The 16,085-nt window shown below is 70.1% G+C and carries 13 protein-coding genes; 9 read left to right on the top strand and 4 right to left on the bottom strand.

Going from position 1 to position 16,085, the window contains the following annotated elements; genetic code table 11:
• Positions 1-123: 123 nt before the first annotated feature.
• A complete protein-coding gene (locus D7V77_RS00435; protein WP_120574275.1) occupies positions 124-2,574 on the bottom strand; it encodes a transglycosylase SLT domain-containing protein in 2,451 nt (816 codons plus the stop codon).
• A 209-nt stretch (positions 2,575-2,783) separates the two neighbouring features.
• Entirely contained in the window at positions 2,784-3,473 is a 690-nt protein-coding gene (locus D7V77_RS00430; protein WP_120574274.1) for a DNA-binding protein, read from the bottom strand.
• A 218-nt stretch (positions 3,474-3,691) separates the two neighbouring features.
• Between D7V77_RS00430 and menA the strand changes: the two genes are divergently transcribed.
• The 5 genes from menA to D7V77_RS00405 all read left to right on the top strand — a co-directional run bounded on the left by menA (position 3,692) and on the right by D7V77_RS00405 (position 10,399).
• On the top strand, positions 3,692-4,618 hold the full coding sequence (gene menA, locus D7V77_RS00425) for a 1,4-dihydroxy-2-naphthoate octaprenyltransferase (protein WP_120574273.1): 927 nt from the start codon (positions 3,692-3,694) through the stop codon (positions 4,616-4,618).
• 234 nt (positions 4,619-4,852) lie between these two features.
• The gene (locus D7V77_RS00420) at positions 4,853-6,784 is read left to right on the top strand and encodes a hypothetical protein (RefSeq protein WP_120574272.1); all 1,932 of its coding nucleotides are present in this window, start codon (positions 4,853-4,855) and stop codon (positions 6,782-6,784) included.
• A gap of 15 nt (positions 6,785-6,799) precedes the next feature.
• Complete coding sequence (locus D7V77_RS00415; RefSeq protein ID WP_120574271.1) at positions 6,800-7,930, top strand: hypothetical protein; 1,131 nt, start codon at positions 6,800-6,802, stop codon at positions 7,928-7,930.
• A gap of 100 nt (positions 7,931-8,030) precedes the next feature.
• A complete protein-coding gene (locus tag D7V77_RS00410; RefSeq protein WP_120574270.1) occupies positions 8,031-9,284 on the top strand; it encodes a cytochrome c in 1,254 nt (417 codons plus the stop codon).
• Between the two features lie 269 nt (positions 9,285-9,553).
• Complete coding sequence (locus D7V77_RS00405) at positions 9,554-10,399, top strand: DUF5995 family protein (protein ID WP_139915101.1); 846 nt, start codon at positions 9,554-9,556, stop codon at positions 10,397-10,399.
• Between the two features lie 9 nt (positions 10,400-10,408).
• Here the strand turns inward: D7V77_RS00405 and D7V77_RS00400 are convergent, their stop codons facing one another.
• Positions 10,409-11,806 carry a BamA/TamA family outer membrane protein gene (locus tag D7V77_RS00400; protein WP_233596539.1) on the bottom strand — a complete coding sequence of 466 codons (1,398 nt, stop codon included), beginning with the start codon at positions 11,804-11,806 and terminating at the stop codon, positions 10,409-10,411.
• A 212-nt stretch (positions 11,807-12,018) separates the two neighbouring features.
• Here D7V77_RS00400 and D7V77_RS00395 point away from each other — a divergent pair, with 212 nt between their 5' ends.
• Positions 12,019-12,495, top strand: a complete 477-nt coding sequence (locus D7V77_RS00395; protein ID WP_120574267.1) for a MaoC family dehydratase — start codon at positions 12,019-12,021, stop codon at positions 12,493-12,495.
• A gap of 94 nt (positions 12,496-12,589) precedes the next feature.
• The gene (locus tag D7V77_RS00390; protein ID WP_120574266.1) at positions 12,590-13,741 is read left to right on the top strand and encodes a fatty acid desaturase; all 1,152 of its coding nucleotides are present in this window, start codon (positions 12,590-12,592) and stop codon (positions 13,739-13,741) included.
• Between the two features lie 3 nt (positions 13,742-13,744).
• Here D7V77_RS00390 and D7V77_RS00385 read toward each other — a convergent pair whose 3' ends face one another.
• Positions 13,745-14,242, bottom strand: coding sequence for a hypothetical protein (locus tag D7V77_RS00385; RefSeq protein WP_120574265.1), 498 nt, complete (start codon positions 14,240-14,242; stop codon positions 13,745-13,747).
• Positions 14,243-14,380: 138 nt separating this feature from the next.
• Here D7V77_RS00385 and def point away from each other — a divergent pair, with 138 nt between their 5' ends.
• Together def and D7V77_RS00375 are read left to right on the top strand one after the other, a co-directional pair.
• Entirely contained in the window at positions 14,381-15,007 is a 627-nt protein-coding gene (def, locus tag D7V77_RS00380; RefSeq protein WP_120574264.1) for a peptide deformylase, read from the top strand.
• Positions 15,004-16,071 carry an NADH:flavin oxidoreductase/NADH oxidase gene (locus D7V77_RS00375; protein WP_120574263.1) on the top strand — a complete coding sequence of 356 codons (1,068 nt, stop codon included), beginning with the start codon at positions 15,004-15,006 and terminating at the stop codon, positions 16,069-16,071. Before def ends, D7V77_RS00375 begins: the two co-directional genes overlap by 4 nt.
• Positions 16,072-16,085: the final 14 nt, after the last annotated feature.

Below are 16,085 nucleotides of genomic sequence, written 5' to 3'. Positions count from 1 at the left end.
GCACGTCGCCGCTGCCATCCGCTGGGTAGTGCGCCTTTCTCCCCAGGACGCCCTCCGCAAGGCGGGCTGCCTCGCCGAGGGCTTCTGGCTGCGCGATTTGTTAGAGAACTTCTGGCGACCTACTTAGCGTCTCCCGGAGACGGAGGAGGTGGGCGTCGCCGCATTCCGGCCGCTGCCGCCCACACCCGACGCAGGGCTCACCGTGGGCGTGCGCGCGGCCTCCAGCGGCGCCTTGCGGGCCGGCGCGAAGGAGGCGGGGACTTCGTTGGCGTAGAGCAGCTTGTAGGCGCTGTAGCTGCTGAGCACGCGCTTCACGTAGTCGCGGGTCTCGTCGAAGGCGATGTGCTCCACCCACTCGTCCAGCTCCGCCTGGGGCAGGGCCTTGCGCCAGCGCTCCACCGCATTGGGGCCTGCGTTGTAGGCGGCCACCGCGTAGGCGGGGTTGCCGTCGAAGTGCTTGAGCAGCGAGCCCAGGTACGCCGCCCCCAGCCGGATGTTCGGCGCGGGCTGGAGCAGCGACGACATCTCGAACGACGCCAGCTTGAGCGAGTCCGCCACCGCCTGCGCCGTCGTGGGCATGAGCTGCGCGAGCCCCAGTGCGCCGGTGGACGAACGCGCGCGCGGGTTGAACCGGCTCTCCTCGCGGATGAGGCCCTGCAGGAGGTCGGGGTCCACGCGAGCGGCCTTCGAATAGCTCTGGATGAGCGGCCGGAACGCGAGCGGCCACGTCGCCTCCCACACCGGACGGGACGCGGCGCTGAGCGGCCCGGCCGCCTCCTGGCGCAGCGTCACGCGGGCCACCTGCCGCGTGGCCCGGCCGCGGCCGGTGCGGCGCATGGTCTGGTAGAGCAGCCGCGCGGGCGCTTCCGCCAGGCCGCGCGTGTCCACCGCGAGCAGCTCCTCCACCACGCCCGGCTGTCCCAGGCGCAAGAGCTCCACGCCCGCCGCGAAGCGCGCATCCTTCTGGAGCGGGCCCGGGGGCAGGGGCCAGACCTCGTCGTTGGCCGGCGCGGCGGTGTTCAAGGTCTTCGCCACGGCGGGTTGCGCGGCGGTTTCCGTCAACCGCGCCAGCCGCTCCGGTGCGTGCTGCGCCAGCCGCGTGCGGGACAGCAGCCCGTACCAGGCCGTGGGCCGCTCGGTGGCGATGAGCTCGTAGCGCGCGAGCGCCGGGTCCAGCGCGCCAGAGTTCTCCTGGACTCGCGCCTGCCAGTAACGCGCGCGCCAGAGGGCGTCGTCGGTGCGCGCGGCCTCCGGCAGCTGCTCCACCGACATCAGCGACGCCAGGCCCTGCTGCGTCTCGCCCTTGCGCTGGTGCAGCCAGAAGGCGCGGAAGAGGGCCTCCGCGGCGAAGTTGCCGGCGGGGTAGCGCTTCGCGAGCGCCTCGTAGTTCTCCAGCGCCTCGTCCGCGCGGCCCAGGCGCTGCTGCGTCCAGGCCTCGAAGAACAGCGCGTCGTCCGCGTAGCCGTGCCCCGGGTAGTCCCGCGCCAGCGTGGCGTACGTCTCCACCGCCGCTTCGGGCTGCACCACGGACTGCGAATAGGCGAGCAGGTAGAGCGCCTGCGGCCGCTGCTCCGGCGACTGGCACTCGCGCGCCACCGGCTCCAGCACCTGGATGGCGCGGCGGTGCTGACGCTCCTTGCGCAGGGCGCGGCCCAGGGTGAGCTGGGCGCGGCAGGCCAGCTCGTCCGGGAGCTCCGTGCGAGGCCCCGAGCGGGCCAGCATGTTCATGGCCGGGACGTTCTGGTGCAGCTCCACCAGCGCCTCCGCGCGGCGCACGCGCCACTTCATGGGCAGGGGCAGGTCGCGCAGCAGGGCCTTCGCGCGGTCCGCCTCCGGCGACAGGGGCGCGGTGGCCCAGACCTCCAGCAGCGCGCGGTGCTCGGCGTTGTACTGCCCCGCCGCGCGCGCCAGGTCGCAGTACGCGAGCAGCGCCTTCATCCGCAGCGCGTCCGGCCCGCGAGCCTGCCGGCTGTCGATGAACTCCTGGAGCGCGGCCAGCGCCTCGGGGATCTTCAGCTGGCGCTTGAGCACGCGCGCCATGGTGAAGCGGGCCTCCGGGTAGAGCGGGGAGCCCGGGCTCACCAGGCCATACTGCTCCGCCGCGCGCAGCGGCTTGCGCAGCCGTTCATGCGACTGCGCGGCCTTCATCAGGCAGTGGTCGCGCAGCGGGACGTAGTCCTCCGCGAGCGCGGTGAACTCCGCGGCGGCGGTCGTGAAGTCGCGCGCGAGGAACGCGCTCTGCGCCTGGAGGAAGCGGCCGGGGAGGGAAGGGGGAGACTCCGTCGCGAGCAGCGCCCGCGCGGACTTGTACCGGCCGCGGTCGAACTCCGCCTTCGCCTTCGCCAGCAGGCCTTCCGCGAAGTAGGTCGAAAGCCGCTCCGGCCCGAAGGCCTCCGCCGTCACCTCGTCCTGCGAGGGCTGCGCCGTCGGCGTGTCGAGCAGGGCCTCCAGCTTCTCCTCCGACATCACGTCGCCGGAGTCGTCCTCGTCGGGCGCCTGTGCCCACGCGGTGCCCGGGGCCCACAGGCCCGCGCACGCAAGCAAGACCGCTGCTGTTCCTCGAAGTCCGTCCATGCCAGCCCTCGTTCGTCCGCCAGGGACTCGGATGGATTGGCACTGCGCGTACGCTTGGAACCTGCCCGCCTGTCCCCTTGTCAGGCGCACGTTGGCTTTCGTGCATCCGCCCCCAGGCACACATGTGGAGCCCTGCACGAAAGCCAACGGCCCGCGGACCCTGCGTCTGGCGTCTGGGGTGCTACATACCCAGGGGCGCCTGGCTGCTGTCAGGGCGCGGCGCTCTGCACCGAGAGGTCGCCCGGCATGCGGGGCGCCACCTCGTAGGTCGTCTCATACTGCGCGGCCAGCCCCACCACGGCGATGCGCTGTCCCACGGTGAGGGCCTGGAGCGCGGTCTTGTCGAAGCCGGCGGAGACGTGGACGAACACCTGCACCTCGCCGGTGCCGTCGTCGATGTAGAGCTTGTAGCCGTAGGGCGAGTCGTCCTGGAAAGCCTGGGTGATGGCGCCGCTCGCGCGGATGAGCTGGCCCTCCACGGACTCGTTCACGCCGCCGGTGGTCACTTCCTTGGGCGACACCTGCTCCGTGCCCGACTTCAGGTCCACGTCCTCGGGCACGCTCTTGAGGATGCGCAGCATGTTCTGCTCGTCCAGAGTGCCGGAGACGCGCACGCGGGCCCCCAGCCCGAAGGACAGCTTCTCCTCCAGCTTGACGTAGATGCCGCCGGTGTCGTCCTGGATGGCGAAGCCCTCATCGCCCAGGGCGGAGGAGAACGTGCCGGGCGCCACGGTCACCGCGCCCTCCACCACCACCTCCGAACCGTTGGAGCGCGAGCGCGCGTCCTCGATGGAGAGCACCGGATGACACCCGGCGAGCGCGAGCACGAACGCGCCCAGCAGCGTCACGGCGCTCCGGCGCGAAAGGGAAGGGGAGGAGGGAAGGGAGGTCGAGTTCATGGCCGCCTTCTATCACCCGGCGGCCACGAATGGCCTGTATTTCTGATTGTTCCGGAATTTGCCCGAGAGGGGACTGGCGTCTGGCTTTGTGTCACGCAGCCGCCCGCCGGAGTGTAGACAGGTGATACATGAGGATAACCGATGTGAAGCATTGGCTCCTCTTGCGGTCGGCGGGCCTGTAGCTTTACCGTGCGCCTGCTGCCCTCCCCCGGATATCCATGGCCACTCCGAGTCTCCCGTCGTCGAGTGTCGCGCTTGAATCAAGACCCCCTCTGGCCCGCGTCTGGTGGCTCGCGCTGCGGCCCAAGACGCTGACCGCCTCCGTCGCCCCCACGCTGCTGGGCTGGGCGTTCGCGAACGCGGAGGGCCACTGGCGGCTCGCGCCGGCGCTGACGTTCCTGGTGGGCTTCGTGCTCATGCAGATCGTCAGCAACCTGGTGAACGACTACGCGGACTTCGAACGGGGCGCGGACACCGAGGCGCGTCTGGGGCCCGCGCGCGTCACGCAGAAGGGCTGGCTCACGGCGCGCGAGGTGGCGACGGCCGCGGCGCTGGCGTTCACCGGATCCTCGCTCGCGCTGCTGCTGCTGACCCAGGCGGAGGGCTGGCCGGTGTTCGCGGGCGGCGCCTTCTGCCTGGCGGGCGCGGTCTTCTACTCCGCGGGCCCCGTGCCCCTGGGGTACCTGGGCCTGGGGGACGTGCTGGTGCTGATCATCTTCGGGCTGCTGGGGGTGAGCGGCAGCTATGTGGTGCTCACGCACCACGTCACACCGGCCGTGCTGGTGGCGGGGCTGTCCATGGGGCTCTTCTCCGCGGGCATCCTCGCGGTGAACAACCTGCGCGACCGCAAGACGGACGTGATCGCCGGCAAGCGCACGCTGGTGGTGCGCTTCGGCCAGCGCTTCGGGCAGTGGGAATACACGCTGGCGGTAGGGGGCGCGTTCGTGCTCCCAGTGATTGCCTGGGCGGTGCTGCCGGAGCACCGCTGGGCCTGGCTCCTCACCCTGGTCGCCGTGCCGCTCGCGGTGCGGCAGATCCGCGCCATCTGGCGCGAGGACGGCAGCGCGCTCAACCCACACCTGGGGAAGACTGCCGCGCTCGGGCTGGTGTTCGCGCTGCTCCTGTCCGCGGGCCTGAGCCTCTGATCCGGCGCGCGGGCGCGTGCTTCCCTCTGTGCGATCTGAAGTCCACGAATTGCGCGGACTCTCATAATGTGGTCAGTTTGAACCGATGAGGTGTTCTCCTCCCAACCCTTACCAGGCCTCACCATCTCCGCGTCGCGGAGCGCTGGCGGCGTCGGGAAGGGTGGGTCGCGTGGGCCCGCGCGTGAGGACACCTGCTCCTTTTCCTCCCCCCGACTCCCTCCGGCCTCGTCTTCCATGAATCGCTCAATCCTGTTGAAGAGCGCGTGGTGCGCCCTGCTGGTGCCCCTGCTGTCCTGCAACCTCCTCAAGGTCACTGATGACGAGGGGTCCACCACGGGCCGCGGTGCCAAGCGGTTCGACCCGTACCAGGGCCTCAACTCCGGAGCGATCCGGCTGAGCCTCCAGTACATCAACGGCTGCGCCTTCCTGCCCAACGGGCAGATGGTGGCGAAGAACGGCGTGCCGTTGAGGCACAACGACCTGCCGGTGACCTACCCGGACGTGTGCGTCACGCCGCTCGCGCAGAACCCGCTGACGCAGTCGCCTCCCACGGGGACGCTGCAGATCCTGTCGGACACCCAGTACTTCCTGAACCAGTTCTCCGTGTCGGAGACCGTGGTCAACCAGCACAACAATCCCAACGACCAGACGGCCGCGCTGGCGTGGATCAAGAACCAGTCCGTCTTCTCGGGACTGGACTGGACCAACGTCAACCAGGGCCCGGACGAGTGGAGCTTCTACAGCCTCGCGGGCGCGGTGGAGGACTGCTGGACCCGCGAGGTGCAGTTCGGCAACGCGAACTGGCAGAAGGTGAAGGACGACACCATCACCGTGGAGGTGCTGGACGAGTCGGGCACCCCGCGCGCGAGCCAGACGTATCTGCGCTCGGAGCTGCTGGCCTCCTCGCCCTACGCCGGCCACAGCCGCTTCTCCTGGCGGTCGGAGAACCTGAAGCCGCCGCGCTTCCCCGGCGACAAGGACCCGGGCACCGTGACGGGCTTCGCGGGTGGTCTGGACCAGAGCGCCATCACCCGCACCATCGCGCGCGTGGACTGGGTGGGCAGCACCAACCCCTTCAAGGTGCTGCGCGTGCCGCGCCTGTCCGGTCCCGGCGCGCTCAAGGCCACCTGGAGCCAGCTGCCGGACAAGCCGTTCTTCTTCCCCGTCACGTACGTCATCCCGGATGATCGCCCGTCCACCTGCACCGACGACGCCGGCAACCCGGTGCAGTGCAACCCGGGCCTGGACTCGCGGCTGGTGTTCTCGCCCCCGAAGGAGGGCAGCTTCTACAAGCCCGGCGAGGACGTGAGCGTCTACGTGGACCTGCGCGACAGCGCGGGCGCCCACCTGCACTCGCGCGACCTGTTGCCCAGCGCGCGGGAGATCATCAGCGGCCAGTCCAACGGCCTCGTGACGTTCGTCCCCGGCGTCATCGCGTCCGTCACGGAGAACGACTCCATCTCCAACGTGGCCATCGCGGGCCCCCTCCAGGATCTCCAGGTCCTGGGCAACCCCAGCGACAAGCCCCAGTTCTTCGCCAAGCCGTTCCCGTTCGCGACGCTGGATGACGCCACGCTCACGGGGCTGACGCCGGGCCTCATCGACTACAAGTGGCCCACCCGCCAGACGTTCTCGCTGCCCGCGAACGCGAAGCCGGGCACCTACGTGGCACTGGTGAAGTTCAACCGTGGAGCCATGGGCGAGCGCGTCGCGAAGCTGAACCCCTTCTTCTTCCAGGTGGGCCAGGACGAGTCGACGACGTACCCGGGCAACGTGGGCAACTGCCAGCTCTGCCACCGCGGCGTGCTGTCGCTGGACAACCTGCGCCACGGCCTGTCGGTGGACCACATCGAGAGCTGCAAGGTCTGCCACCACTACGACACGGACACGGTGGGCCGCACGCAGGAGATGGTGCACCGCATCCACATGAACTCGCCCACGTACCCGGCGAACCGCGCGGACTGCACCGTGTGCCACCTGACGCGCAAGAGCACGGAGCGTCCCAGCCTGTCGCTGTGCGGCTCCTGCCACATCTCCCAGCACGGGGACGAGTTCTTCCAGATCGCCTTCAACCAGCGCGGCACGCCCAGCCGGTTCGGCAACTGCGCGCAGACCTGTCACGGCGGCGATCAGCTTCCCGCCAGCCACATCCTCCCCGCGAAGTAGGGGAAGCACCCCGCCATGCAAAGAGCTCTCTTCGTCGGAACGCTCCTCGGCGCGGCCCTGCTGAACGCCGGCTGCCAGGAATCCTCCAACAACCCCTCGGCGTCGACCTTCACGCCGCGCCCCACGTATGAGAACCGCGAGCCGGAGGGCCTCACCTCCCGGCTGAACGGCTTCACCGTGGACCCGGAGGCCTACTTCTTCAACCTGGCGGCCTGCGCGCCGCCGCCCGCGCAGTGCCCGCTGCCGCCGCTGTACGCGGAGTTCAGCCCGCTCCTGCAGCGCGCGGTGGTGCAGAACGCGCCCATCACCCTGCTGGACAGCGCCACGGGCCAGGTGCTCGCGGAGAGCGGCGTGTTCGCTGCATCGGACGCCCATGGCGTCTGGACGCTGGACAAGGTGCCCACGCGCCGGGGCGCGCCGTTCTTCGTGCTGTCGTCGGCGTTGCCAGGGGTGCCGAGCGGCACGCTGGCCAATAATGCCCCTGCGGGGCCGCCGCTGCCGCCGCTGCCTCCCGTGCCGGAGGGCAACTACGTGCCCACGCTGACGGTGCGGCCGGTGGTGCCCGCGCACAGCGCCTGCGTGGGCCTGGAGGCCCTGCAGATGAGCGACAAGGGCATCCTGGAGGCGGTCGCGAAGTACCTGACCACCGAGGGCACGCTCACCACGGTGGCGGACCTGCTCAACCCGGCCCGCTTCGGCGGCGTGACGGTGTTCTGGCTGTACCGGCCGGGCTTCCCCGTCTTCCGCGTGCCAGCTGCGAACACCACCGTGGTGGCCAGCGCGGGCCGCGTGCTGAACATCGAGTGGGCGCCCCCAGGCGCGCTGCCGCCGCCGCTGGCGCCGTTCCAGTCCACGCGCGGCTTCTTCATCCCGCCGGGGCCGCCGGCGCCGAACAGCTCCCTGGGCGTCGTCGCTGTCGTCCACCCGCCGCTGCCGCTGCCGCCGATGGGGCCGCCGCCGGTGGTCCACTACGAAGCGGTGGACTCCACCACCAGCGACCCGGAAGGGCGCCCGTGGGTGCTCCAGCCGCTGGATCTCCCCGTGGCCCCGGGCAGCGTGACGTTCGCTGGCCTCCAGATGTACAGCAAGACGCCCTCGACGACGCCTTCGATTCCCCCGCCCAGCACCTGTCTGCCGGGCCAGTAGCCGCCTCACCCGTCCCAACACCGGCGCTCTGTCCACTCCTCCCCCGTGGAGCAGACGGAGCGCCGTGTGCCGTCCCCGTTCATCCGGAGAAGCGTTCCCCATGATGAAGAAGATCCTGATCGCCATTGGTGCGTTGGTCGCCCTGGTCCTGATTGGCGCGGGTTCCGCCATGGGCGTGGCCACCCACAAGATCAACAAGACGTACGACTATGTCGCGCTGCCCAACATCACGCGGGACAGCTCTCCTGAGGGCATTGCCCGCGGTGAGCAGGTGTTCCGCGCGGTGTGTGGCGAGTGTCACGCGGGCGGAGGCAACACCAAGCCCGTGGGCGGCCGGATGTTCGACTTCCCGGCCGAACTGGGCACGTTCTACTCGGCGAACATCACCTCCGACATGGAGAAGGGCGTGGGCGCCTGGACGGACCAGGAGATCGCCCGCCTGGTGATCAACGGCATCGACAAGAACCACCACTTCCGCCCCATGCCCCCGTTCCCCAACATGGGTGACAAGGACATCGCGGCGGTCATCGGCTTCATGCGCTCCGGGCACCCGGACTTCGCGCCGGAGAAGCAGCAGCCGCCGCGCTCCGAGCTGACGCCCCCGGGCCGGATGGCGTTCGCGTTCGCCATGGGCATCAACGACAAGGGCCGCACGGAGCCGGTGCCCGTGCCCGCGAAGGCGGCGGACTCCGTGGAGTACGGCCGCTACCTGGCCTCCAGCGTCTACGACTGCACCTTCTGCCACTCGCCCGGCCTGGAGAGCAGCGCGGTGAAGATGCAGCACCCGGAGACGCTGCTGAGCGGCGGCTTCGAGTTCGACATGGTGCCGCTGGGCGGCGAGGGCAAGCTGCTGTCGCCCAACATCACCCCCAGCGAGACGGCCGGCATCGGCAAGTGGACGCTGGACGAGTTCAATCACGCCATGGTCACGGGCATCACGCCCGGGGGCTACATCCTGCGCGCGCCCATGCCCAAGTACCGCTACGCGGACGCCGTGGAGCTCTCCGCCCTCTACACCTTCCTGCGCTCCATGAAGCCCAACGACAAGGTCGTGCCGCCGCCCGCCGGTGGCCGCCCCAAGGCGGAGCCCTCCAGCGACCCGGAGAAGATGTTCAGCTCGCTGGGCTGCGCGACCTGCCACGCCCCCGGCAAGGCCTACGAGGCCAAGCTCCAGGGCGCCAAGGGCAAGGCTCCGGAGGAAGTGGCGAAGTGGATCCGCAACCCGGAGACCTTCAAGCCCGGCACGCAGATGCCCACCTACGAGTCCCTCGTCGACGAGAACAACGCCCTCGCGCTCGCCAGGTACGTCCTGGGCAAGACGGGCGGCACCGTGAGTGAAGGCACCGCGCCCTGAGTTTGACATCGATGTGACAAAGGCCCCCGCGTGAGTGTCAACACGCGGGGGGCCTCGTGAAACATCGAATTTCTTCTGAGCGGGTGTCATCACACGAGGGACCGGTTCAGATAAGCTTTCATGTGAAGTCGTTCCCCCACCCCGCGGAGCGTCATTTCATGAATGTTTCACCGGCTTCCCCCTCGGCTCACCGGTCGCAGCGTTCCCAGTCGCTTCACCTCCACGAGACAAAGGCCCCGGACGCGCAGGGGCCCATCCGGTTGGATGACGTGCTCTGGAATCCGGTCAACGCGGAGGAGGCGCTGGAGGGTCTGGAGAAGATCCTCGGCCGGCTGAACGCGCGGGATGACTCACGCGCCATCTTCCTGGACATCTACGCCATCGTCACTCGGAAGGTCGTCCACCTGCTGAGCCGCGATGACGCGGGCGGCTTCCTCGAACCCGAGTGGCTGTCTCACCTGACGGGCCGCTTCGCGGAGGAGGCGCTCATCGCGGTGCGCGACTCGCTGAAGAACCTGCCGCTGCCCACCGCGGCGTGGCGCTTCGCGACGCACTACCCGGCCCAGGGGCTCACGCAGCCGTACCAGGACGCGCTGCTGGGCGTGAGCGCCCACATCAACCACGACCTGGGAATGGTCGTCTACGACAACATCGCCCACCAGTCGCCGCCGGCGGATGCACGCCGGATGGCGCGCTACCGGCATGACTACTTCCACGTGAACGAGATCCTCCGCTCGTGCATCCCGGACTGCGTGGACCTGCTCGCGGAGCGCTACCGGTGCGCGTCCACGCGGCTGCTCCTGCGCGTGCCCTTCAGCCGCCCCGTGGTGGAGCGGGCGGTGATGCGGATGCTCATCGTCTGGCGGCAGCGCGTCTGGGACAACGTCGTCGCGATGCTGGAGGCGCAGACGCCCGAGGAGCACCAGGCCGTCGTGGAGCGCGTCCGCACGACGTCCGGCCGCATCGCGCAGGCGCTGTGCGCGGACAAGGCGCTCTGGTGGACGGTGCGCGGCGAGTCACCGCCGTTCAGCCTGGACCTGCCGCCGGAGGCATGGCCCGGCGTGGTGCCGCCTCCGGAGCCTGAGCCGGACGCGGACGCTGCCCGCGCCGGCTAGCAAGCCGCATCAGGAGGGCGTGACTCCGGCCACGAGGTAGAAGCGCACCTGGCCGGAGTTGACGGCGTAGGCGACGTCCACGCCCAACAGGGGCAGCACGACGTTGTTGAGGTACAGCCGCAGGCCCCCGCCCACGCCCTGGGCCACGGTGACGGCGTTCTGGCCCGTGATCGTCTCCCGCAGGTAGTTGCGGATGACGCGTCCGTTGGCGTCGCGCAGGTTTCCGTCCTCGGGCACATCCCACCACGCGATGGCACCCGTGTCGGAGAAGGCCACGCCCCGGAAGGCCAGCGACTGCACCTTGAAGAGGGGGAAGTGGTACTCGGCCGTGAAGGTGAGCCGGCTGTCGCCGCGGAACTGCCGGTACTGGAAGCCGCGCAGCGTGTTGCCGCCCATCACCAGCTCCTGTTGGAAGGGCAGGTGCCTGCCCAGCACCAGCTCCCCTCGCAGCACCAGGTTGTTCTCCGTGAAGAAGCGGATGCCGTGGCGATAGAGGAGGCCGAACTTGCGGTAGTCGAACTCGCTCCACACGCCCGGGGTGGACACCTCGTAGGCGGCCTCCAGGTTGAGCCCCTCCGTCACCGCGTGCAGCGTCTGGCGCGAGTCCAGGCCCACCATGAGGCGCAGCGACGTGTCTCGCATGGCGGGGCCGGTGGAGAACGGCGGCACCGTCACCGGCATCTCCGGATCCGGAGTCTTCGCGTCGATGCTGGCCAGGCGGTACTTCGCCGCCGCGCGCACGCGCTCGAAGAGGATGAAGCCCAGTTCGGAGCTGATGGACGCGGAGTTGAAGCGCGTCCGCCGGAGGATCTCCGGGTCGTCCTCACTGGCGTCCATGCTGTACTCGTCCACGCGGTCGCTCTTCAGCTGTCCCTCCAGGCTGAACTTGAGCTGCGGCAGGCCGAAGAGGATCGGATCCAGGAAGCCCACGTACAGGCCGCTCTCGCCGGTGCTCACCTGCGCCGCGACGGCGAACTTCTTCGCGCGGCCGCCCAGGTTGTTCTCCGCGTAGAGCAGCCCGCCGCCGGTGTTCGCGGAGGACAGCGCCACCGTGGGGGCCACCACCCACGACGCCTTGTCCTTCACCCGCAGCACCAGCCGCACGCGCCCGTCGGGCATCGGCTCGGTGCCGACACGGACCTCCTGGAAGAGGCCGGTGGCCAACAGGCGCCGCTCCACCTTCTCCAGTTCCTCGCTGTCCACCTCGTCGCCCACGCCCACCTGTCCGAACGAGCGCACCGTCCCGGACGTCGTCTTGTTCGCGCCCTCCACCGTCACCTCTCCGACCTGGGAGCGGTCGATGGGGGACACGGGCGTGTCCTCGTCGGCGTGGGCGACGGGGGCCGCCAGGCCCGTCAGGGCCAAGGCGAGGACGGACAGGTGACGGCGAAAGCAGGAGAGCGGCACGCACTGCTCATACTCCACGGGCCGTGGGCACTGGTTGTTTCGACGCGTGTCCGCCGGTGCGGGCGCGCGATGTTCAACGTTCGGCATCCGGAGCGACCCGAGGGGCGGCCCCCCGTGCGACCTGGAGAACAGTGGCACCCGGACGAGCGCCCCGGTCATGGACGGATTATGCTCATAATGTGGGCGGGCATCCGTCCCGGAGGGACGCGGGCATGGCATCGACGGCAGAGGGCGGGCGCCAGGAGTTGTTCCTGGACGACCTGTCCGTGGGGCAGAAGTTCTTCAGTGACACGCACGCGCTGGACGCGGCGCAGATCATCGCCTTCGCGAGGGAGTTCGACCCGCAGGGCTTCCATCTGGACGACGCCGCGGCGAAGGACACGCTGTTCGAAGGGCTGGCGGCGAGCGGCTGGCACACGGCGGCGCTCACCATGAAGCTCAACGTCCAGAGCGGTCTGCCCTTCAAGGGAGGCATCGTGGGGGCGGGCGGGGAGATCCGCTGGCCCCGGCCCACGCGCCCGGGGGACATCCTCCAGGTGGAGAGCGAGGTGCTGGAGATCATTCCCTCCCGCACGCGGCCGGACCGGGGCATCGCCACGGTGCGCAGCGAAACTCGCAACCAGAAGGGCGACGTGCTGCAGGTGCTCATCGCGAAGTTGGTGCTGCCCCGTCGCCCTGCGAGCGGGTGAGCGGGACGTGACGCTTTGCGTGAGCGCTTGCGGAGGCTACCGTGCGGCCCGCATCGGCCGTGGTCCCCGTCCCGCTCTCGAGGAGTCCCTTCGCATGTCCCGCGCCCCCCCTGACTTCGACCTGGCCTCCGTGGACGTGGAGGGCTTCTACGCGGAGCTGAAGGCGCTGCGCGCCCAGCTGGACGCGAACCTGGGTGAAGCGGACAAGGCGCACCTGCGGAAGATGGAGCGGTGGGGGAAGGTGGCTTCAGTGCTGGGCATGGCCACGGCGTGGATTGCTCCCAATCCACTCTCCGCGGTGGCGCTGGGCCTGGGCCGCTCCACGCGCTGGCTGCTCATGCACCACGTGGGGCACCGGGGCTATGACCGCGTGCCGGGCATGCCCGCGTCGCGCACCAGCAAGGGCTTCGCGAAGGGGAACCGCCGGTTCGTGGACTGGCTGGACTGGATGCTGCCGGAGGCGTGGGTCTTCGAGCACAACGTGCTGCACCACTCGCACACCGGCGAGGACGCGGATCCGGATCTCCTGGAGCGCAACGCGGAGGGCTCGCTGCGTGACACCGGCCGGCCGCTGGCCCTGCGCTACGTGCAGCTGGCGCTGCTGGCCGTCACCTGGCGCGCGAGCTACTACGCGCCGGAGACGCTGGGCTCGCTGCGCCGCAAGGGCCGCCGCGAGGGTGGGGCGCTGACGCGCACGGAGCTGTGGGAGCTCTTCACGCGCTGCTACCTGCCGTACGCGACCGTCTTCTTCGGGCTGTATCCGGCGGCGTTCCTGGTGGTGGGGCCGTGGGCGGCGTTCAGCGTGTTCTGCAACTCCGTGCTGGCGGACGTCGTCACCAACCTGCACACGTTCTTCGTGGTGGGCCCCAACCACACCGGCGAGGACCTGTACCGCTTCGACTCCGCGCCCGCGAACAAGGCGGAGCGCATGGTGCAGCAGGTGGTGGGCAGCGCGAACTACCGCACGGGCGGCGACCTCAACGACTTCGCGCACCTGTGGCTGAACTACCAGATTGAGCACCACCTCTGGCCGGACCTGCCGATGCTGAAGTACCGCGAGGCGCAGCCGCACGTGCGCGCCCTCTGCGAGAAGTACGGCATCCCGTACGTGCAGGAGAGCGTCTGGACGCGCGCGCGGAAGATGGTGGACGTCGTCGTGGGCAAGGCGTCCATGAAGCGGCTGGTGAAGGCCGCGGCGCCCGGGATGTCTGCCGCGGACGCTCGCGCCGAGGCCTCCGCGGCCTGAGCGTCAGGCGGGCGGAGCGCGACGGCGGCGGGGCAGCGGGGCGAGCGCCACGGGCGTGGCCTCCGAGGCCGTGGCTTCCTGGCGCACGGCCTCCGCGTTCACCACGCGTACACCGTCAGGTTGGACGGGCAGCCCCAGGGTGTCCACGAAGAGGCGGTAGCTCTCCTCCAGGCGGCGGTGCAGCGAGTTGAACGTCTGGTGCGCGGTGCCGGGCATGTCCTCGGTGTAGGTGAAGTACCAGCGCAGCTCGTCCAGGCGCCCGTAGAAGTGGTCCACCACCGCCTGCTCCTGTTCGGTCAGGTGGATGAGCTGGGCGAAGGCGCCGTCCGCGTAGCGCGAGGCCACCGTCTCCACCAGCGGGTCGCGGCTGCGCAGGCGGGAGAAGAGGAGGAACATGTCCTCCTTGCGTGCGGCCAGCCGGCGCATGATGCCGGCGGCGTCGAGGGCGAGCAGGTTGCGCACGCGCGCGGTGGTTTCGTCGGCCTTCTTGCGGCGAGCCATGGTGCGACACAGCCTACCGTCAGTGGTACCCCTCCACGCCAGGGGCCGCCCGCTTCGTGAGGAGCCGGGCGGCCGGGCCCATGCCGGCCCCACGGCGTTGCGGCGCGGCGGGAGAGCGGTTGTTACGGTGGGGCCACCATGGTGCTCAAGATCGTCCAGGCGGGGGAACCGGTGCTGCGCCAGCGCGCGCGGGAGCTGACCCCGGAAGAAATCGGCAGCGAAGCGACGCGGCAGCTCATCCAGCTGATGCGCGACACGATGCGGGACGCGCCCGGCGTGGGGCTCGCGGCACCCCAGGTGGGCGTGGGCCTGCGGCTGGTGGTCATCGAGGACCGCGCCGAGTACCAGGCTGGCGCGGCGCCCGCGGACCTGGCGCTGCGGGAGCGCTCGCCGGTGGCCTTCCACGTGCTGATCAACCCCAAGCTCGTGGTGGAGGACCCCACGCCGATGGAGTTCCACGAGGGCTGTCTGAGCGTGAACGGCTTCGCGGCGCTGGTGGCCCGGGCGCGTGGCGTGCGGGTGGAGGCGCTGGATGAGAACGGGCGGCCGGTGTCGGTGTCCGCGCGCGGCTGGTACGCGCGCATCATCCAACACGAGCTGGATCATCTGGACGGCACGCTCTACGTGGACCGCATGGAGACGCGCAGCCTCACGACGCAGGAGAACCAGCGACGGCACTGGCTGGGCAAGAGCACGGCCCAGGTGCGCACGGCGCTGGGGCTGCCAGAGCAGACCCCTTCGCTTCCCCGAAAGGACCCGACATGAGCAGCAAGCTGTTCTCCCCCTTGAAGCTGCGGGACATCACCCTGCGCAACCGCGTGGTCGTCTCGCCCATGTGCCAGTACTCGAGCGAAGACGGCTTCGCGAACGAGTGGCACGTGGTGCACCTGGGCAGCCGCGCGGTGGGGGGCGCGGGGCTGGTGGTGACGGAGGCCACGGCGGTGGAGCCGGAGGGCCGCATCTCGCCGCAGGACCTGGGGCTGTGGAAGGACGCGCACGTGGAGCAACTGGCGCGCATCAACCGCTTCATGCACCAGAACGGCGCCGCGTCCGGCGTGCAGTTGGCACACGCGGGCCGCAAGGCCTCCACGCCCCGTCCGTGGGACGCCGGCAAGCGCGTGGATCCGGAGCATGGCGGTTGGCAGGTGCTGGGCCCCACGACGGAGGCGTTCGACGAGGGCTACCCGGTGCCCACCGCGCTGGACGAGGCGGGCATCCAGCGCATCGTGCAGGCGTTCGCGGACGCGGCGGTGCGGGCGAAGGCCGCGGGGTTCCAGGTCATCGAGCTGCACGCGGCGCACGGCTACCTGCTGCACGAGTTCCTGTCGCCGCTGTCGAACAAGCGGACGGACAAGTACGGCGGCACGTTCGAGAACCGGACGCGCTTCGCGCTGGAGGTGACGCGCGCCGTGCGGTCGAAGTGGCCGGAGTCGCTGCCGCTCTTCATGCGCATCTCCTCCACGGACTGGGTGGAGGGCGGCTGGACGCCGGAGGACTCCGTGGCGCTGGCGCGGCTGGTGGCGAAGGAGGGCGTGGACCTGATGGATTGCTCGTCCGGCGGCGTGGTGCCGTACGCGAAGATTCCGGTGGGGCCGGGCTACCAGACGCAGCTTTCGGAGCAGGTGCGCAAGGAGACAGGCTTGCTCACGGGCGCGGTGGGGATGATCCGCTCCGCGTTCCAGGCCGAGCACATCCTGGCCACGGGCCAGGCGGACGTCGTCTTCCTGGCGCGCGAGCTGTTGAGGGATCCGTACTGGCCGCTGCGCGCCGCGAAGGAGCTGCGTGCGGATGTGCTGTGGCCGCACCAGTACGAGCGCGCGAAGAACTGATCGGCGTAGGCTTC

Source organism: Corallococcus sp. CA041A (genome assembly GCF_003612075.1).
In the GTDB taxonomy this organism is placed as follows: Bacteria; Myxococcota; Myxococcia; order Myxococcales; family Myxococcaceae; genus Corallococcus; species Corallococcus exiguus.
This window is presented reverse-complemented; position numbering and strand designations above follow the sequence as displayed.